This is a genomic window from Bradyrhizobium sp. WSM4873, from assembly GCF_055811355.1.
Genome location: NZ_JBVVPS010000009.1, coordinates 116,845 through 135,038, shown reverse-complemented (window position 1 = coordinate 135,038; position 18,194 = coordinate 116,845). Strand labels below are relative to the sequence as shown.

The following is an 18,194-nucleotide window of genomic DNA, read 5'->3' as shown; positions in this document are numbered from 1 at the left end:
ATCATGGCAAGAACACGCGACGGATTTACGGATATGGACTGGGACAAGCTGAAGGTGTTTCACGCCGCAGCGGAAGCGGGCAGCTTCACGCACGCGGGCGAGCAGCTCGGCCTGTCGCAATCGGCGGTGTCACGCCAGGTCTCGGCACTGGAACAGGAGCTCTCGGTCTCGCTGTTCCACCGCCACGCTCGCGGCCTGATCCTCACCGAACAGGGCGACCTCCTGTTCCGCACCGCCCATGACGTGTTCATGCAGCTGCAGGCGGCGCGCGCGAAACTGACCGACAGCCGCGAGCGGCCGAGCGGCGATCTCAAGATCACCACCACGCCCGGCGTCGGCATCAACTGGCTGATCCCCAGGCTCGGCGAATTCACCGCGCTCTATCCGGAAATCCGGATCTCGCTGATCGTCACCGACGAGGAGCTCGATCTCTCGATGCGGGAGGCCGACGTCGCGATCCGCACCCGCAAGCCGACGCAGCCGGATCTCATCCAGCGCAAGCTGTTCGCGATGGGCTTCCACGCCTATTGCTCGCCCGATTACATCAAGCGCTTCGGCACGCCGCGCACGCTGGAGGAGCTCGACTCCCACCGCATCATCACGCTCTCCGACGGCAACTTCGCGCCGCATCTTCAGAACCGCAATTGGCTGGTCGAAGCGGGGCGCAACGGCTCGGGTCCGCGCGAAGCCTATTTCAGGGTCAACAACATTCTCGGCCTCGTCCGCGCGTGTCAGCAGGGCCTCGGCATCGCCGCGCTGCCGGACTATCTGATCGAAGAACAGAGCCGCCTCGTGCAGCTGTTCGGCGAATCGGATTCGATCCAGCTCGATACGTATTTTGTTTATCCGGAAGAGCTGAAGACGGTCGCGCGCGTGCAAGTGTTCCGCGACTTCGTGGTGAGCAAGGCGCAGCGCTGGCCGTCCTGATTTCCGCATGTCAGACATGCGGCTCGGACGCTTGATGCATGGCGCGAAGCTAGCCCATAATCTCTTCACGCTGAGCCTTCGCGTTGCGCATTTGTCCCCCTCCTCCAGTGGCGCGGGAGTTCAGTAATCCCTCTTGGAAGGTGATTGTGTCGGCCTCACGTGGCCAATACCTTAAGCCGGGCTCGATCGAGCCCGGCTTTTTTTTGGCGGATTCGGCCTTCGCCCTCCACGTGTATTGACAGTTCCATGCTTACCCCGCATCATTTGCGAATGATCACGAAGTCGTGCGCAATCTCATCGCAGGCAATCGCCTCGAAAAAAGAGCCCCATCTGGGGACCTCGGATTTTTGCGCGCGCTAACAGCCTTCGTCATCGCGAGCCGAACTTCGAAAGCCCCGCCGCCTGGACGGGGTTTTTTCATGTGCCCTCGTCTCAGGATCTTTCCCGAGAAGGAGATGGAACATGACCGGACTACAGGAACAATTGCACGGGCTCTGGCTGCCGCTGGTGACGCCGTTTCGCGACGGCGCCCTCGACGAGAGGTCGCTGTGCCGGCTGATACGGCATTACAGCGGACAGGCCGTCGACGGCTTCATCCTGGGAGCGACCTCCGGTGAAGGCATGACGCTGCGCCACGTCGAACTCGAACGCCTCGTCGCCATCGTGCGCGACGAGCTGGCCACCGGCCACAGCAAGATTCCGATCTGCCTCGGACTGTCAGGCGCCGATACCTCGCGGCTGAAGGAGCGTCTCGACGAGACCGCGGATTGGCCGATCGACGGTTATCTGATCGCGAGCCCGTATTATGTGCGGCCGTCGCAGCGCGGCCTGCTGGCGCATTTCGAAGCGCTCGCCGATCACGCCGCCTGGCCGCTCGCGCTCTACAACATCCCCTATCGCACCTCGGTCAACATCACCAACCAGACGCTGCTGCGGCTTGCCGGGCATCCGAACATCATCGGCCTGAAGGATTGCGGCGCGAGCCGCGAGCAATCCATCGCGCTGCTGCGCGACAGGCCCACGGGTTTCCGCGTGCTGACCGGCGAGGATGCGAATTATTTCGAGGCGCTCAGTGACGGCGCCGACGGCGGCATCGTGCTATCAGCCCATCTCGAGACCGCGACGTTTGCGGCTGTCCATGCCGAGCTGAAGCGCGGCAACCATGATGTTGCGCTGGCGCGCTGGCAGGAGGTCGCGGACCTGACGCGCCTGTTGTTCACCGAGCCCAGTCCCGCGCCCGCAAAATACTGGCTGTGGCGCGCGGGTCTCATCGATAGCCCCGAAGTGCGCCTGCCGATGGTCGAGATCGGCAGCGAACTCGCCGTCCAGATCGATCGCGAGATCGAGCGGCGGATGCAAGTCGCGGCGCAGCTGATAGCCCCTCACCCCGCCCTCTCCCCGTAAGAACGAGGAGAGGGAGTGAGAGAGAGCGTGCCGTGGTTAACCACGCCCCAACGGCCTTCGCTGCTGCCGCATGGCGCAGCTACGGCTCGTTTACGCAATCGCGGCTACCGTCTTCATTCAAAGTCTTTTCAAATGGGGGAATGATCATGGGGCAACGCATCCGCCCGACGGCGGCAGACATGTTCGCGTCCGCCGATTTCTTGCGGGGAATTGTGGTGGTGTCGTCGTTCGGCTTCTGGGCGGTGATGCTCGGCCTGATGCCGGTGCTGGTGTTTCGGGTCTGGCTGGCGTGATGCCTGCGCAGACCCGGATGGTTAACCCGTGGTAGCACCTGTGTTCGAAAGCGCGCGAAACTGCGACCCGGAATTTTAAAACATCACGCGTAGCGTTCATGCCCATAAGCGAAGAAATCGCGGGGGCGTTTGTGAATAGTCATAACGAAGTGGCGTCGCATTACGACGCTGGACAGCAGGGCTTCACCACCGAGGACATTCTCTGGGCCGCCGGCATCTGGTCGGTGATCCTCACTTTGTCGCCGGTAATCGTGTTCTACATGCTGATGGTCGCCTAGCGGCAAAGTCATCTTCCCAAAAACGCAAAACGCGCGGATGTCCGCGCGTTTTTCGTCCGGGGAATGATTTATGAAAAATTATGCCGCCTGCTTGTGCATTGCGCCGGACGCCGACGCCGTGCCGCGAATAGCCTTTACCGAACGTTCGATCGCCGCCCACAGCCTTGCGATTTCCTGGGCCGCACGACTCTCGGCCTGATATTCCCGCGCGCCCTCGCCGTGGCTCAGCGCCATCAGCAGATCCGAACGGTTGGTGATCTGGCCGCCCCACACCGGAGCACGGAACTTCGCCAGCGCCTCGCGGGCGATGGTGACGATCGGGCTTTCGGACTCGTCGCGGCGCGCCGGCGCACCGTTGAGCACGACCGCGTAGGGCTTGCGCGCCGCACGGCACATCTGGATGGTTTCCTGCACCGCGTTGACGTCGAACACGCCGGGACGGGCGGGAATCACCACCATGGTGGCATTGCGGATGGCGTCGTCGACGACGGCCGACAGGTTTGGCGGCGTGTCGATCAACACCCATTCATAACCGTCGCGCTTGGCAGCGGAGACGATGCCGCTGACCGAGTTCACCGCGGACTTGATCGGCGGCTCGTTGGTGCCACGCAGCTTGTGCCACAGCGTGAGCGAGCCTTGCGGATCCGCATCGACGAGCAGGATCGGCTTGGTCGCCTTGATCTGCGCGGCGAGATGCGCGGCCAGCGTACTCTTGCCTGAGCCACCTTTACGCGATGCAAAAACAATAACGTTCATACCTCTGCCTCCAGATTGACCCCAGGCGGCGAAAATGAATCACCGCGGTGATTCGGGAAAGAAAAATTTATCATAAGTTATGTCGGCGCCATGAAATAACAAAGCGCGTTGGCTTTTGAGTCACACTGCTGCGTGCGACGACGGCTTCACGCCGGCAATCGTGCATTTATTGAGCAGTCCTGCGGGAAAAAATGGAATGCAACCTCGCCGCGCAAACCATTCCGTGACTCGTTTTCCATCCCGCCTTGTCGCAAGCGCCCGCACAGGAAGGCGAACAAAACGAGTCCGGTGGCTGGTGTGGTGCTGATGTCCTGGTCAGTTTGACTCAGGGGCGAGCGAACGAGGGGCCGGACACGCAAATGCCCGGGACTTCAAACGCCCTGCGCGCTGTGGCCCGGGCATGATCGAGTTTCAAAAAGGGAACGCCGTGCCCGCGCTCAGCCTTCGCTGGATTTCTTCTTCTTGGCCGTCTTCGTGCTCTTCTTCGTGGGCTTAGGGGCGATGCTGGTCGGCTTGCCGGCGCGGGGCGCGGCCGCCATGCCCGGCTCCGGCCCCGGCCGGAAGAACACCCGGCACTGCGGCGAGAGCTGCGACTTCTTCTGGATCATGCAGGCGGTAATGGCGTCGACGTTCGGAACGAACTCGCCGCACAGCCGCATCGCGTCGGGGGTGCAGGCCTGCTGCTCCTCCTGGGAGTAGGCAAAGCCTTCACCCGGGTGGATCAGGACGGCCAGGGCGATCCCCGTGATCGCGGCAGCAAAGGTTTTCTTGAAACGGAACGCCGGCATCGATCCCCCCAAATGTCGAGTCGGAGCGGATAGTGGGTGAACGGGGGTTCGTTGGCAACGAGGCGAGATGCGAAAGGCGGGACGTGTGCGGTCTCGGCAACAGGGTGCCCCCAAGAACAAAAACGCGAAAACAACCCCATGCACAGTAGCCAAGTCCATGTCCCCATTGGACTTTGCGGATCGCAGTCTGCGGATTTTACGAAATCGAATTTGACTCGTCGGGCAAAACAGGAGCATCATGCCATCATCACAGAACGTGCGTGGGGTGGTCGGCTTGTCTCCTGCGCTGGTCGAAAGCGTGAGCGGGACGGAGACGATTGCATGGAGGGAAATGAGGCGGAGCTGCCGCTGTCGGGCGTGACGGTGGTCTCGCTCGAGCAGGCGATCGCGGCTCCTCTTGCCAGCCGGCATCTCGCGGACTGGGGCGCGCGCGTCATCAAGATCGAGCGGCCGGGCGATGGCGATTTCTGCCGCGACTACGATCACGTGATGAACGGGATGTCGAGCCAGTTCGTCTGGACCAACCGGTCGAAGGAGAGCCTCGCCATCGACATCAAGAGTCCTGATGGTCAGGAGGTGCTCGAGGCCCTGCTGCCGCAGGCCGACGTCTTCATTCAGAACCTGGCGCCCGGCGCGGCGGAGCGGCTGGGCCTCGATGCCGCATCGCTCCTGCAAAAATTTCCCCGGATCATCGCCTGCGACGTTTCGGGCTATGGCGCGGGCGGCCCCTACAGCAACAAGAAGGCCTACGATCTCCTGGTGCAGTGCGAGGCCGGCGTCCTCGCCATCAACGGCACCGAGGCGGAGCCCGCCAAGGTCGGACTTTCGGTGGTCGATATCGCCACCGGCATGTACATCCTCAACGGCGTGCTGATGGCGCTGTATCGCCGCGAGCGCACCGGCAAGGGCACCGCCTTCCAGGCCTCGCTGTTCGATTCCATCACGGACTGGATGAGCTATCCCGCCTTCTACACGCAGAGTACGGGCCGGCCGCTGCCGCGAACCGGGGCCAGGCATGCGACGATAGCGCCGTATGGGCCTTTCCGCGTCGGCGACGGCAACACGATCTTCTTCGGCATCCAGAACGACCGGGAATGGCGATCGCTGTGCGCCATCGTGCTTGGCGATGCCGCCTTTGCCGATCACCCCCGCTTCCGCACCAATCCGCTGCGCATGCAGAACAGGGACGATCTGCAGGTCCATATCGAGCAGCGTTTTGCGGCGATGACCAGTGACGAGGTGCTGCGGCTGCTCGACGAGGCCTCGATCGCCAACGCGCATCTGAATTCGGTCGAGGCATTCCTGGAGCACGAGCAGCTCCGCTCCCGCGCCCGGGTGCAAACGGTGGGATCTCCCTGCGGCCCGGTGATGAGCTTCCTGCCGGCTCTCACCATTCCCGGCCTGTCGCCCCGGATGGATCCGGTGCCTGACGTCGGGCAACACAACCAATCCATCCTCAGCGAGCTCGGTCTCGCAAAGGAGACATGACGATGGCGCCTCAACGGCCGACGCGGGTTTATCTGGCCGTTCCCGCGCATCGCTCCCGTCTCGTCGCCAAAGCTGCCGCCTCGGCCGCGGACGCGGTGTTCATGGATCTCGAGGACGCGGTGCCGCCATCAGAGAAGAGCGCGGCGCTGGAGGAAGCGGCGCGGGCGCTGTCCTCGCTGGATTGGGGCAACAAGGTCGTAGCGGTCAGGGTCAACGCCGTCGACAGCCCCTTCATCGCGCAGGAGATCCGCAAGCTCGCTGCGCTCCCCCGGCTGGATTCGGTGATCGTGCCGAAGGCGGAGCGCGCGAGCGACATCGCCGCCATTGCCGATCAGCTGCGCGCGGCCGCGCCCGGTCGCCCCTCGCCTGTCGCGCTCGAACTGCTGATCGAGACCGCGCTGGGTCTCGTCAATGTCGACGCGCTCGCCGCCGCGCACGACAGCGTCGCCGCCCTTCATCTCGGCGTCGGGGATTTCGCTGCCTCGATCGGCGCCCGCTCCTCGGAAATCGGCGCGTCGCCGGACGGCTACCGCCACGTCGGCTCCGCCGAGAGCGGCTATGCCTCCGCTCCGCTCGACCTGTTCGCCTATCCGATGATGCGCCTGCTGGTGGCCGCCCGCGCGTTCGGCCTGCGCGCGATCGACGGCCCCTGCGGCGCGTTCCGGGATGCCCAACTGACGGAAAGCAGCGCGCTCAAGGCGGCTGCGATGGGTTTTGACGGCAAGCAGGTGATCCATCCCGACCAGATCGAGCCGACGCTGCGGGCGTTCGTCCCGTCCGACACTGAGCTCGCGCACGCGCGGCGCGTGGTCGAGGCCATGGAGCAAGCCGAGGCGCAGGGCCAGGGCGCGGTGACCCTCGACGGCAAGATGATCGACTATGCCAATGTCCGCATGGCGCGCCGGATCATCGAGATGGGGTCGTAGCGGCGCATGGCCACCATGCTGATCGTCGCGCCGGTGTTTGCGCTGATCGCGGCGGGCTATGCCGCGGTGCTGTTTCGCTTCGTCTCCGAGACCGCACACAAGGGCATCTCCGAATTCGCCTTCAGCATCGCGATCCCCGCTTTGCTGTTCCGCACCATCGTCGTGTCGGAATTTTCCGGCGTCAGCCCCTACCGGATGTGGGGCGCCTATTACGGCGCGCTCGCGCTCACCTGGATCGCGGCGCTGGTGCTCTCGGCCCTGCTGCGGAAGCGGCGCGAGGACCGCGAGGACGGCGTCGTGTTCGCGATCGGCTCGGTCTACGGCAACATCGTGATGCTCGGCATTCCCCTGACGCTCTCGGCGCTGGGCAACGAGGCGGGAGGCCCGATGGCGCTGATCCTGTCGGTGAACACGCCGCTGCTCTGGCTCTGCGGCACGCTGCAGATGGAGCTGGTCGACCGCAAGCAGAAAGCTTCGGCCGCCTCGCTGATCCTGCCGGTGCTGCTGGATCTCTCCCGCAACCCGATCATGCTGGCGATCGGCTTCGGCCTCGTCTGGCGCCTCACCGGCCTCGGCCTTCATCCCGTCGTCGACCGGACCGTCGAGCTGTTGGCGCAAGCGGGTTCGCCGGCGGCGCTGATCGCGCTCGGCATCAATTTGTTCAGGTTCGAGGTCAAGGGCGAGATGTTGAGCGTCGTCGTGATGAGCGCAGTCAAACTGCTGGCGATGCCGGCAGCCGCTTTCGTGCTAGCAAAACTGCTCGACCTGCCGCCGCTCGCGACCGGCGTCGTCGTGCTGTTCGCGGCGATGCCGACCGGCGCGAATGCGTATATCTTCGCGGTGCAGTATCAGCGGCTGGTGAACCCGGTGTCGGGCGCGGTGGCGCTGGGCACGCTGCTGGCGGCGGTGACGCTGCCGGTGGTGGTGTGGGTGGTGGCGGGGGTTAGGTAGCGTTGGCCGGCCGTTGGCCGAACAGCCTGAGGTCATGGGGATAGCGCGCGACATGCGCCACGCGGATGCGCGCCGCGTCCTTGTGCCCTGGGATTGATGAGGTAGTTTTGCGCGAATGGCACGATGACCGATGGCACCGACACCATCGCCGTGCGCACCTCGGTGAACCAGGTCCGCAACACATCGCGGCTCACCCTGGGATCGTCAGCCCAATCCGGCGATATACTCTCGATGTCGGCCCGGCTCACCGTCTCGACGGCGAGGTCGTCCGGCACGTCGAGGCCGAGCAGTTGGTAGCTCGTCGGCAGGTCCTCGAAATCGATTTCCAGATGCACCATCACTTCGAGCAGTGCCGACGCCGGATGATCCGCTGCGTAGACCGCGTGCCGGCCGCGATCATGCCAGCGGCCGTCGGCCTTGAGCCCGCCCACGCCAGACAGATCGTCGAAGTTGGAGATCCGCCAGATCCTCACGCCAAATCCTTACGCAAGGATGCCGTGATCGATCCGGTGCAGCATCTCTTCGACGACGCGCGCGCCCGCTTCCGTCGCGAGGTAAGCAAGTGGCGTTTCCCCGCGAAGCAACTTCTTGGGCTTGCGCAACCAGCGGTGCGCCTTCGCAGGCTCGCCGAACACGTTGGCGGCCAATCGGTCAACCCGCGCCAGCCGCACGGCTTTGTCGGTCTCCTCGACCGTCAGCGGCTCGCCCTCCGACAGCCGCCGCGCCAGCGTGCGCTTCGGCACGACAAGCGCGTGAATTTCGTCGTCGCTGTAATTGGCGAGGCGCTTGAGCGCGGCAGGTTCGATGCGAAACAGGCTGTTGGCGTCGATAACGACATTGAACAGCTCGGCCGACGGCTGCGATTCGTCCGCCCCGCCCCTGCCCAGCCCGAGCGAAGGCGCGTCAGTGACGGTGGAGAGCCCCGTGACCGCATCGAAATGCCCCTGCACGACAATGGCGCCGGCTTGCGGTTGATAGGTGTGGTCCTGCTCGGCGGCGAACAAGCGTTCAATTGCCGTCCCCCCGCGCGATTTGTCGGGAGGAGATTTGTGCGTCGGCTTCGATGACGGCTTGCGGTCAGGCCGCTGGGTCAGGGCTGCCGCCGCGATCGTCTTGATCTGTTTGTTGGTCAGCGAGCCGGGGGCACGAAGCCCGCGGGAGGTTGAACCAACGCCTTTGCCAGTCCGCTCGTTCTTTGCCATTGGGACCGCCGTAATGCCAAATGCCTAAAAAATACAGCCAAGTGGCATTTAAGCACATGGGCTGCCGGATACAAGCGCGGCGGCGCTCTCGCGACCTCATGCCGGGAAGCTCTGACAATGCCTGAAAGAGCTATTGAATACGCTGGCCCGCGCGCCAAGCCATCTGCCAGAAGTCTGCCTCGAGTCGGGTGGCTTCCTTGAAGATCGCAATCAGTTCCGCCTCGCGCGCCGGCGTGGCGTAGAGATCGGCGAGATGCTCCATATGCGCCCGCGCTTTGGCCGCGACCTCCTGGTACGGGGCGCCGGCGTACTCGGCGATCCAGACGCGATAGGCGTTCGTCGCGGCGTCCGCGAGGGGGAGCGAGGCGAGCCGCGTTGCGATCTCCGCGTACCCGATCACGCAGGGGGCAAGCGCCACCTTGAGTGCCAGCAGGTCGCCGCGCATTCCCGCGTCGAGCACGTAGCGTGTATAGGCCAGCATCTCGGCCGCCGGAGGGGCCTGTTCAAGGTCAGTCGGGGACAGACCCCAATCGGCACAGAGCTTCACATGCAGATTCATCTCGACATCGAGGATGGCCGAAAGGCCGGCCGCGGCTTCACGCATGTCGGCAAGTCGGGGCGACTTGTAGACCGCGAGCGCGTAGGCGCGCGCAAACTCGATGAGGAACAAATAGTCCTGAACGAGATAGTGACGAAACGCCGCTTCGGGGAGCGAGCCGTCCGCCAATCCGTTCGTGAAGGGATGCTCGGTGTAGGCCCGCCACTCAACGGACGCTGCTGTCTTGAGACGCTCGAAGAAACTCACGATCTGCCCGGCCTGCTTGTCCACGAACGCCCTTGGTTTGCTACCGATAGCGTATTGCGAACCGGGGAGCTACGGTGACCGCGGACAGAATTGGTTTTGAGCAGCGTTGCGGGCACTCCCCGCGTCGGGGGCTTTGTGCACCGTCGCCGGAATGCTCGAGAGTGCGCCGCACCACCTGCCAAATATCCAATCAGCGCAGGCCCAGGAACGAGAGCACCACACCAATCACGACGACGAGTCCGACCAGATAGATAATTCCATTCATGTCTCAGCTCCTCAGCGTTGTCAGTCCTGCCGCAACACAAACACCTAAGGTCGTGAAAAGGTTCGGCGTAGCCCGACACCGTTTTCTCCTGAAATCGGGGAACGAAAGCGAGCGCCCCGACATCGTGGCGTGCTGAGCCCTCACCCCTCATTTCGATGATTTTGCATCTGCACGCAAAGGTGGCTAGTCTGCCGTGATACGTCATGCGGGGAGGGTAAGATGGGACAGCGTGAAGAGATGCTGGCATTGATCAGAAGCGCTTACGCGGCACGCGACGGCGGTGACGCCGAGGGCTTGGTGACAGCCTTTCATCCCGAGGGTCTGTTCACCCTGATGGGCGACAAGAGCGCGCTCGCACTGACAGGGAGTATGCAGGGGCATCCGACCCTGCGTGGGGCCTTCAGTAAATTGATTGATGAATTCGGTTTCGAAGGTCGCGAAATCCTGGCTGAGCTGGTGGACGGAGATCGCGTCGCCGTTCATTCCCGCGTCGTCGTTCGACACCATCCGACCGGGAAGGCTTCCGGCACGGAGATCCTGGACCTGTTCAGATTTCAGGACGGCAAGATCGTTGAACTGATTGAGTTTGCGGACACTGCGCAGATCAAGGCGATGATCGCCTGAGGGGCGTCGCCTGACGTTGTTGAGTTTCGGGCACTGCAATTGCCAGCTCGGAAGCTATAGATGTCCACCAATGCCGCAGCACTTCCGGCCTGATTGCGGCTGGACTGCAATACGACTTGTTGTAGAGTAGCTATCTTTGGTTGCGGTATACGCCCGCCACTAGCATTTAATTGGGTACGTACTTCGAAGTTTGGAGACTGGGGACATGGCTGGGGAAGAGACGGAAGGGGCGTTGGGCCGCCCTCCGAGAGAGACCACGTCGACCATAACGATCCGGGCACAGTCACCTTACTTCAGAGGTAGATCTAGAGAGGAGTTCTGGGCAGGATATCGAGATTACGTCGAGAATATTCATCTGAGTTTTCCTCTACCAGACGGAAGCGGCGATCTTGAACGTCGCATCAGGGAGTATTTTCCCAACTTTTTGCGAGAGCGCTTCAAATCGTTTCTGCGGAGGGCCTACCCGCCAGGAACGTCCGATCCAGGAAGAGAAACAAGGCGCGAGCAAGCCTTGGGTGCCGTCCGATTTTCGGTGGAGGATATTTGGTACGGCTCGATCGATATCAAGACAGTCATAGAGCACTTAGATCAGATAATTGACGCGTTTGTCTCACCGTCGAAGTAGTGACCACAATATTGAGCGCAAACGCACCGGGTGCCTTGGACGAAGCACTTGGCTCGTCGGGAATGGAATGGAATATCACGCTTCCGGTTTTCGATATTCGGACTCCACCGCCGCCCGCGCTTCAACGACAGTCGGAAGGTGCGAACCGCGGAGGAATTCTCTCGCGTTTCTCGGGCCCAGCGTTCGCATGGCAATTGTTGAACGCGCTGTATATAGTTCCGATCGCAATTGCCCTGTTTGTCTTTATGTCTACGTCCCGGGAGATGAAGGAAAGAATCTCGGCGTACGACACCGACCTTCTAAAGGTAAAAACCGACGAAATTGCACGCGTCGCTGCCCGATCGGACAACTTCGATAAGCAACACGAACTATCATTGCAACGTCAGGAGAATAGCCAAGCTTCCGAAGAAATGGCTGCGAAGGACTATGGACGATACAAGCAGTTCAAAAAGAAAATGAAAATTGAAAGCTTGTCAGAACTGCAACGTGTGTTCGACACCGATCTACTGCTCGTGCTCGAATACCTCCAGTTGATCGAAGGCAATCAACATCAGCGCCTGCGTCACTGCTTCGATCTGCGCAATCAAAGCGCCCATCCGGGCCTAGCACCTATCGAGCCGGAAAACGTCTATGCCTTCTACTCAGACATCACCAAGATCGTGTTGAAGAATCCTAGCTTTTCATAAGCCGAGCACTTGCATGCTCAAGAGAATGAACCTTGGGCCGGCATTAGTTAAGTTGCTGATTTAATTGGTACAGTTGGGTGGGCTCGAACCACCGACCTCCTGTTCCACAGACAGGCGCTCTAACCAACTGAGCTACAACTGCATCCTTGCGAGCCGCCCGAGGGGCGCCCTTGATAGGGCCGGTCACCGAGGGGGGCTGGACGGGGCGGAAACTAGGTGCAACGGGCGTTTTTGGCAAGGCCGCAACACCCTCAAAACGTCCCGCAAACGAGGTTATTTCCAAAGCAAAACCCGGGCTCTAGGCCCGGGTTTCTTAATTGAGACGACCCGGCCAGATCAGGCGGCAGGGTAGAGCTTCGCGGCGGAGGCCTTGATCGGCTCGACGGTCGCGGTGGCGACGCGCTGGGTGATCTCGGCGAGCTCCCGGGCCTGGGCCTGGAAGGTCTCGAGCTGCGTCTTGGAATGGTTGGTCCACAGCGCAAACGCATCCTGCGGCGCCTTCACGCTGAACAGCTCCTGGGTGAAGTCGAGATGGGCCTTGGTGTTGGCCTTCGCGAACTCCATCAGCTTGGCGGTGTATTCGCTCACGCCCTTGTGGGCGGACGAGAACACGGCCTCGACGGTGCCGTTGTGGGTCTCGGCGGCGTCCTTGAACTTGGCGTAGTTCTCGCGGGCCTGCGACACGCCCTTTTCGGCGAACGCACGCACCTGCTCGGGGACCTCGAACGGAATGATCGAGGCAGAAAACGGATCAGTCGCACCTGTCATGGTTTGTCCCTCACACTAATGAAAAAACGGAGTGAGCCTTCAGGCGCGCCCGCCGGCCGACCGGGTGACGGGTGCGAAGACTGGAAACACGAAACGAATGATGGCTCGCCCAGCGCGAGGACCATGCCTGCCTAAAATGTCAACATTGTGCATCGCAACGGGTTTGAGGGTGCGTTGCGCAAATTTAATCTCGGGGAGGATGAGGTTCCCGGGCAGGGGAACCGGTGGTTGAGGTAATTGAGTGCGCCGGCAGCGCTCTCTCCGTTCCCTCCCCCCTTGTGGGGGATGGTCAGGGAGGGGGGTGCCACACGGGGATTCTGTCCGTCGCGCTTCGGCCTCGGGGCAACGACTGGCAGCTTTTGCTGGGCTTACCCCTCTCCCTAGCCCTCCCCCACAAGGGGGGAGGGAACGCAGCTGGGTTGGGGCGCGAGTTCGGGTTGACGCGACTGACCATTTGCCACGCGCGAATCCTGCGGATGCAGCGCGGCTGCGCCTTGCGGGCCTGGGGACATTAAGGTTATCGCGGCTTTAGGCCTTGGCGCATAGGCTTGGGACGTGGACCTGCCCGCGGCTGCGGGCGATACTAACCCTTTCTTAAGGCTGCCATTCCCGGCAGCCTGATGCGCACAAGCGGGACGCGAAGCCGGTCGGATGACGAGTTCGGATTTCCAGTTGCGAGGCGTGGGCGATCCCCGGCTGGCCGTGCACGCGACTTCGCCGCTGCCCGCCTGGCTCTGGTCGATCGACGGCACACGCGTGCTCTGGGCCAATCCGGTCGGGGCAAGGCTGTTCGGCGCGGCCAATGCCACGGCGCTGGCGGACAGGATTTTCGGCCCTGCCGACAGCCACCGCCGCCAGATCGTCCGGCTGGCCGGCCGGCTGCCTGCGAACGGGGCCATCCGGCTCGAACGGCTGCGCGGCTTCGGCGCGCGGCTCGGCACGCTGATGACCTGTGCCTGTGCCCGGCTGGAGTTCGCCGATGGCGGCCGCGCGGTGCTCGTTACCGCGATGGACCCCGGCTTACGGTCCATGCCGCTGGTCGAGCGGCTGCTTCGTCTCGTCGACGGCGCCAAGACGCCGATGGCGGCGTTCGCGCCCGATGGCCTGTTCGTCGGCGCCAGCGAAACGGCCCGCACCCTGCTCGGCTTCCGCGACCTCGGCGAGGCCGGCCTCGAACAGGCGCGCAGCGATGCGCTCAGCCTCGGCCGCGCCGAGACGCCGATCGGCATCGGGCAGATGGTGCTGCAGCGGGTCGGCAGCGGGGCCGATGTCGGCCTGGTCGCGCTGATCGAGCCTGCCGTGCAGCAGGCGGCGGCAGCCAGTGATGAGGTCGAAGCCGGGGCTGCTGAGGAGGTCGCGCGCGAAGACATTGTCCAGCGCGAGGCTGCGCCGCCCGCTGCTCCCGCCGCCGTGCCGGAGCATGTTCAAGCAGCGCCGTCGCACGAGGCGCCATCCGAAATCGCGCTGTTCGATGCCTTCGCCGAGGACGCGCCGGAAGCAACGATCGCGCACGAACCGCCCGCGCGCGAGCCGGCGACCGAGATCGTGACGATCCAGCAAGCCGTCGAGCAAGCGGCCGAAGCCGCGCCAGAAACTCCGGTTGAAAACTCGGCCGAAGCCATGGTGTCGCCGCAGGCCGCGCCGACCGTGACCGGCATGGTCGAGCCGCCGTCGGGCCATGAAGAGCCGCCCGCACCGCGTCAGCATCCGCTGCGCTTCCTCTGGAAGGTGGATGCAGAGGGCCGCTTTGTGCTGCTCTCCGACGAATTCATCCACTTGATCGGTCCGCGCACGGCCGCCGGCTTCGGCCGCCCCTGGCGCGAGATCGCCGACGCATTCGCGCTCGACCCTGAAGGCCGCGTGGCGCAGGCGCTTGCGAGCAAGGATACCTGGGCCGGGGTCACCGTGAACTGGCCGGCCGACGGCGGCGAGCATCTGCCGGTCGAGCTTGCCGGGCTTCCGGTTTACGACGGCGACCGCAACTTCGCGGGCTTCAGGGGTTTTGGCGTCTGCCGCGATCTCGACGGCCTCAACCGGCTCGATGCGCTCAGGCGTTTTGAGCTTTTGGCCGCACCGGCGGCGCCGCAAAGCCTGTCCGCCGATGTGATCGAGCCGGAGCCCGAGCCAGAGTCAGTGCTAGAGGCGCCGCCGCCTCCGCCGATCGAGCCGCCCGCACCTGAGCCTGAGCCTGAGCCTGAAGCTGAAGCTGAAGCTGAACTGCCCGAACCCACAACCGACGCGAATTCACATCCAACCGATCCGGAAACGCCAGTGGAAACGCCTCCCAATGTCCTGCCGTTCCGCGCGCCCGGCGACACGCGATCGCCGACACTGACGCCGGTCGAGAACAGCGCGTTCAACGAGCTCGCCCGGCAATTGTCCGAGCGCCTCGAACGCGACAAGGAAACCATCGCGGCATCGGCCGAGCCGCCGGATGCCGAGATCACGCCTGAAGCGCCGACGCCGGAGCGCGAGCCCGAGTTTGAGACGCCGCATGCGCCGGCCGAATGGCTGAGCGAGCCCGCGCCGCCCGCGCACGGCCACAGCACGCGCGACCGCGCGCTGCTCGACCTGCTGCCATCAGGCATCCTGATCTATCGGCTCGACCGCCTGCTCTACGCCAACCCCGCGTTTCTCGCGCGCATGGGCTATGCCAGCCTCAGCGCACTGGAGAATGCCGGCGGGCTGGACGCGCTCTATGTCGAGCCGGGCGTGTCCGCGGCCAGCAGCACATCGCAAGCAGGCACGCCTGTTACGATCAGCGCCACGCTCGCCAATGGCGAAGCGCCGCTGCCGACCACCGAGGCGCATCTGCACGCGATCGACTGGGACGGCGAGAGCGCGCATGCGCTGATCTGCGCGCTGCCGCAGGCCGCGCCCGTTGCGCCCCTGATCGCGGAGACCGTCGTCGCCGAGGCCATTGCTCCCGAGACCTTTGTTCCGGAGATATTGCCCACCGAGCCCGACGTCGGCGAGGCGGACGCGGAAGATCTCGCCGCGATCCTCGACACCACGGCCGAGGGCATCGTCATGTTCGACGCCGAAGGCAACATCCACGCCTGCAACCGCAGCGCCGAGGCGCTGTTCGGCTATGACGGCGAGACGCTGATGCAGCAGAATCTGGTGACGCTGTTCGCGCCGGAGAGCCAGCATGTCGTCATCGACTATCTGGAAAACCTCAAGAGCCAGGACATCGCGAGCCTGCTCGACCACGGCCGCGAGGTGCTGGGGCGCGAGAAGAAGGGCGGCGTCATTCCGCTCGCCATGATCATGGGCCGCACCCGGCCCGACGGCCCGAACTTCTTCGCCGTGTTCCGCGATCTCTCGCACAGCAAGCAGGGTGAGAGCGAGCTGACGCAGGCGCGACGCCTGGTCGACGGCGCGGCGAATGCCAAGGCCGACATGCTGGCGCGGATCAGCCACGAGATCCGCACGCCGCTCAACGCCATCATCGGCTTTTCGGAGGTAATGATCTCGGAGCGCTTCGGCACGCTCGGCAACGAGCGCTACGGCGAATATATGAAGGACATCCGCGCCTCCGGCGAGCGCGTCATCGCCATCATCGACGATCTGCTCGAGCTGTCGCGGATCGAGACCGGCAAGCTCGACCTCACCTTCGCCAACCTCAACCTCAACGATCTGGTCGAGGCCTGCGTGGTCGTGATGCAGCCGCAGGCCAATCGCGAGCGCATCATCATCCGCACCTCGCTCGGCCATGCCCTGCCGCAGGTGAGCGCGGATGCGCGCGCGATGCGGCAGATCACCATGAATCTGATCTCGAACTCGATCCGGCTCGCCAGCGCCGGCGGCCAGGTCATCGTCTCGACCGCGCTCACCGACCGCGGCGAGGTCGCACTTCGCATCCGCGACACCGGCCACGGCCTCAGCGAGCGCGAAGTCGCCGCCGCGATGGAGCCGTTCCGCACGCCACCGCCCGGCGACGCCGAGGACAATTCGGCGCTGAGCCTGTCGCTGACCAAGGCCCTGGTCGAAGCCAACCGCGCCCGCTTCAACATCAAGAGCGCGGCGAACTCCGGCTCGCTGATCGAGGTGGTGTTCGCACCGGCGCTGGCGCAGGCTTGAGCCTTCACCACATCGTCGTCCCGGCGAAGGCGGGACGACCCGCGTTGAGAGAGCTCGCAAGCCCAAATCACCCAAACAAAAAGGGCACGGCGTTTGCGGCGCCGTGCCCTTCGCATTCAATGAGGCTATCGTCTCAGCTGTAAATCTCGAACAGTCCCGCGCCGCCCTGGCCGCCGCCGATGCACATCGTCACGACGCCCCATTTGGCCTTGCGGCGCTTGCCTTCCTGGAGGATGTGGCCGGTGAGACGCGCGCCGGTCATGCCGAAGGGATGGCCGATCGCGATCGAGCCGCCGTTGACGTTGTACTTGGCGGGATCGATGCCGAGCTTGTCGCGCGAATAGAGGCACTGGCTGGCGAAGGCTTCGTTGAGCTCCCAGAGATCGATGTCGTCGATCTTCAGGCCATGACGCTTCAACAGCTTCGGCACGGCAAAGATCGGGCCGATGCCCATCTCGTCCGGCTCGCAACCTGCCGCCGCCCAGGCGACGAAGCGGCCCATCGGATTGAGGCCGCGCTTCTCCGCGTCCTTGGCCTCCATCAGCACCACGGCCGCGGCACCGTCCGACAGCTGGCTGGCGTTGCCGGCCGTGACGAACTTGCCGGGACCCCTGACGGGCTCGAGCTTGGCGAGACCTTCCAGCGTGGTCTCGGGCCGGTTGCACTCGTCGCGGTCGACGACGTAATCGACGATCGACTCGGCCTTGGTTGCCTTGTCGACCACTTTCATCTTGGTCTTCATCGGGACGATCTCGTCCTTGAACTTGCCCGCCTGCTGCGCGGAGGCCATGCGGCGCTGCGACTCCAGCGAATATTCGTCCTGATATTCACGGCTGAGATTATAGCGCTCGGCGACGATGTCGGCGGTGTCGATCATCGCCATGAAGATCGCCGGCGCCGTCTTGAGCAGCTCGGGATCGATCGATTCCTTCGGCGTCCCGCCGCCCGGCATCGAGATGCTCTCGACGCCGCCTGCGACGATGCAGTCGGAACCGTCCGAGCGGATCGAGTTGGCGGCCATCGCAATGGTCTGGAGACCGGACGAGCAGAACCGGTTCACCGAGACGCCCCCGGTCGATTTCGGCATTCCTGCCAGCAGCGCGGCCTGGCGGCCGATGTTCGGCGCGCCATGGGCGCAATTGCCGAGATAGCAATCCTCGACATAGTCCTTCTCGACGCCGGCGCGGTCGACCGCGTGGTGAATGGCGTGGGCCGCGAGCGACATCGGCGGGGTGATGTTGAACCCGCCGCGGCCGGATTTCGCGAGGCCCGTGCGTGCATAGGAAACGATGACGGCTTCACGCATTGTTTTCTCCCTTTTCGAA

Annotated in this window: 17 protein-coding genes and 1 tRNA gene; 10 read left to right on the top strand and 8 right to left on the bottom strand. The window is 63.8% G+C overall.

Annotated features, from left to right (window positions below; translation table 11 throughout):
- Positions 1-3 precede the first annotated feature (3 nt).
- The 4 genes from AC0L21_RS15205 (at position 4) to AC0L21_RS15190 (ending at position 2,902) form a co-directional block, all read left to right on the top strand.
- Positions 4-927, top strand: coding sequence for a LysR family transcriptional regulator (locus tag AC0L21_RS15205; RefSeq protein ID WP_007614700.1), 924 nt, complete (start codon positions 4-6; stop codon positions 925-927).
- Between the two features lie 462 nt (positions 928-1,389).
- Positions 1,390-2,331, top strand: a complete 942-nt coding sequence (locus tag AC0L21_RS15200; RefSeq protein ID WP_473262650.1) for a 4-hydroxy-tetrahydrodipicolinate synthase family protein — start codon at positions 1,390-1,392, stop codon at positions 2,329-2,331.
- A gap of 32 nt (positions 2,332-2,363) precedes the next feature.
- On the top strand, positions 2,364-2,624 hold the full coding sequence (locus AC0L21_RS15195) for a hypothetical protein (protein ID WP_473262649.1): 261 nt from the start codon (positions 2,364-2,366) through the stop codon (positions 2,622-2,624).
- Between the two features lie 98 nt (positions 2,625-2,722).
- The gene (locus AC0L21_RS15190; protein ID WP_027565323.1) at positions 2,723-2,902 is read left to right on the top strand and encodes a hypothetical protein; all 180 of its coding nucleotides are present in this window, start codon (positions 2,723-2,725) and stop codon (positions 2,900-2,902) included.
- A gap of 78 nt (positions 2,903-2,980) precedes the next feature.
- On the opposite strand, the gene AC0L21_RS15185 is transcribed toward AC0L21_RS15190, so the two are convergent.
- Positions 2,981-3,658 (bottom strand): ParA family protein, encoded by a 678-nt coding sequence (locus tag AC0L21_RS15185; protein WP_007596685.1) that lies wholly within the window; start codon positions 3,656-3,658, stop codon positions 2,981-2,983.
- Between the two features lie 437 nt (positions 3,659-4,095).
- The gene (locus AC0L21_RS15180; protein ID WP_473262648.1) at positions 4,096-4,446 is read right to left on the bottom strand and encodes a hypothetical protein; all 351 of its coding nucleotides are present in this window, start codon (positions 4,444-4,446) and stop codon (positions 4,096-4,098) included.
- A 321-nt stretch (positions 4,447-4,767) separates the two neighbouring features.
- On the opposite strand from AC0L21_RS15180, the gene AC0L21_RS15175 reads away from it, so the two are divergent.
- The 3 genes from AC0L21_RS15175 to AC0L21_RS15165 are packed head-to-tail and all read left to right on the top strand — an operon-like array spanning position 4,768 to position 7,811.
- A complete protein-coding gene (locus AC0L21_RS15175; protein ID WP_473262647.1) occupies positions 4,768-5,934 on the top strand; it encodes a CaiB/BaiF CoA transferase family protein in 1,167 nt (388 codons plus the stop codon).
- 2 nt (positions 5,935-5,936) lie between these two features.
- A complete protein-coding gene (locus tag AC0L21_RS15170; protein WP_473262646.1) occupies positions 5,937-6,860 on the top strand; it encodes an HpcH/HpaI aldolase/citrate lyase family protein in 924 nt (307 codons plus the stop codon).
- Positions 6,861-6,866: 6 nt separating this feature from the next.
- Positions 6,867-7,811 (top strand): AEC family transporter, encoded by a 945-nt coding sequence (locus tag AC0L21_RS15165; protein ID WP_473262645.1) that lies wholly within the window; start codon positions 6,867-6,869, stop codon positions 7,809-7,811.
- A 32-nt stretch (positions 7,812-7,843) separates the two neighbouring features.
- Here the strand turns inward: AC0L21_RS15165 and AC0L21_RS15160 are convergent, their stop codons facing one another.
- The 3 genes from AC0L21_RS15160 to tenA form a co-directional block, all read right to left on the bottom strand.
- Complete coding sequence (locus tag AC0L21_RS15160) at positions 7,844-8,284, bottom strand: RES family NAD+ phosphorylase (RefSeq protein WP_473262644.1); 441 nt, start codon at positions 8,282-8,284, stop codon at positions 7,844-7,846.
- 9 nt (positions 8,285-8,293) lie between these two features.
- A complete protein-coding gene (gene parS, locus AC0L21_RS15155) occupies positions 8,294-8,815 on the bottom strand; it encodes a type II RES/Xre toxin-antitoxin system antitoxin (protein WP_210183136.1) in 522 nt (173 codons plus the stop codon).
- Between the two features lie 328 nt (positions 8,816-9,143).
- Positions 9,144-9,818 carry a thiaminase II gene (tenA, locus tag AC0L21_RS15150; protein WP_473262724.1) on the bottom strand — a complete coding sequence of 225 codons (675 nt, stop codon included), beginning with the start codon at positions 9,816-9,818 and terminating at the stop codon, positions 9,144-9,146.
- Between the two features lie 484 nt (positions 9,819-10,302).
- Here tenA and AC0L21_RS15145 point away from each other — a divergent pair, with 484 nt between their 5' ends.
- Together AC0L21_RS15145 and AC0L21_RS15140 are read left to right on the top strand one after the other, a co-directional pair.
- Positions 10,303-10,707, top strand: coding sequence for a nuclear transport factor 2 family protein (locus AC0L21_RS15145; RefSeq protein ID WP_473262643.1), 405 nt, complete (start codon positions 10,303-10,305; stop codon positions 10,705-10,707).
- A 660-nt stretch (positions 10,708-11,367) separates the two neighbouring features.
- Complete coding sequence (locus AC0L21_RS15140) at positions 11,368-12,018, top strand: hypothetical protein (RefSeq protein WP_473262642.1); 651 nt, start codon at positions 11,368-11,370, stop codon at positions 12,016-12,018.
- 65 nt (positions 12,019-12,083) lie between these two features.
- Here the strand turns inward: AC0L21_RS15140 and AC0L21_RS15135 are convergent.
- A tRNA-His gene (locus tag AC0L21_RS15135) sits at positions 12,084-12,160 on the bottom strand.
- A 194-nt stretch (positions 12,161-12,354) separates the two neighbouring features.
- Positions 12,355-12,786, bottom strand: a complete 432-nt coding sequence (locus tag AC0L21_RS15130) for a phasin (RefSeq protein ID WP_473262641.1) — start codon at positions 12,784-12,786, stop codon at positions 12,355-12,357.
- Positions 12,787-13,437: 651 nt separating this feature from the next.
- Here AC0L21_RS15130 and AC0L21_RS15125 point away from each other — a divergent pair.
- Positions 13,438-16,869 carry a PAS domain-containing sensor histidine kinase gene (locus tag AC0L21_RS15125; protein ID WP_473262640.1) on the top strand — a complete coding sequence of 1,144 codons (3,432 nt, stop codon included), beginning with the start codon at positions 13,438-13,440 and terminating at the stop codon, positions 16,867-16,869.
- Between the two features lie 133 nt (positions 16,870-17,002).
- Here the strand turns inward: AC0L21_RS15125 and AC0L21_RS15120 are convergent, their stop codons facing one another.
- A complete protein-coding gene (locus AC0L21_RS15120; protein ID WP_473262639.1) occupies positions 17,003-18,175 on the bottom strand; it encodes a thiolase family protein in 1,173 nt (390 codons plus the stop codon).
- Positions 18,176-18,194: the final 19 nt, after the last annotated feature.

Excerpts from the sequence above, each read along its gene's own strand:
- AC0L21_RS15205 (WP_007614700.1), top strand. The coding sequence starts at position 4 with ATGGCAAGAACACGCGACGGATTTACGGATATGGACTGGGACAAGCTG.
- AC0L21_RS15200 (WP_473262650.1), top strand. The coding sequence starts at position 1,390 with ATGACCGGACTACAGGAACAATTGCACGGGCTCTGGCTGCCGCTGGTG.
- AC0L21_RS15190 (WP_027565323.1), top strand. The coding sequence starts at position 2,723 with ATGCCCATAAGCGAAGAAATCGCGGGGGCGTTTGTGAATAGTCATAAC.
- AC0L21_RS15185 (WP_007596685.1), bottom strand. The coding sequence starts at position 3,658 with ATGAACGTTATTGTTTTTGCATCGCGTAAAGGTGGCTCAGGCAAGAGT.
- AC0L21_RS15180 (WP_473262648.1), bottom strand. The coding sequence starts at position 4,446 with ATGCCGGCGTTCCGTTTCAAGAAAACCTTTGCTGCCGCGATCACGGGG.
- AC0L21_RS15175 (WP_473262647.1), top strand. The coding sequence starts at position 4,768 with ATGGAGGGAAATGAGGCGGAGCTGCCGCTGTCGGGCGTGACGGTGGTC.
- AC0L21_RS15170 (WP_473262646.1), top strand. The coding sequence starts at position 5,937 with ATGGCGCCTCAACGGCCGACGCGGGTTTATCTGGCCGTTCCCGCGCAT.
- AC0L21_RS15165 (WP_473262645.1), top strand. The coding sequence starts at position 6,867 with ATGGCCACCATGCTGATCGTCGCGCCGGTGTTTGCGCTGATCGCGGCG.
- AC0L21_RS15145 (WP_473262643.1), top strand. The coding sequence starts at position 10,303 with ATGGGACAGCGTGAAGAGATGCTGGCATTGATCAGAAGCGCTTACGCG.
- AC0L21_RS15130 (WP_473262641.1), bottom strand. The coding sequence starts at position 12,786 with ATGACAGGTGCGACTGATCCGTTTTCTGCCTCGATCATTCCGTTCGAG.
- AC0L21_RS15125 (WP_473262640.1), top strand. The coding sequence starts at position 13,438 with ATGACGAGTTCGGATTTCCAGTTGCGAGGCGTGGGCGATCCCCGGCTG.
- AC0L21_RS15120 (WP_473262639.1), bottom strand. The coding sequence starts at position 18,175 with ATGCGTGAAGCCGTCATCGTTTCCTATGCACGCACGGGCCTCGCGAAA.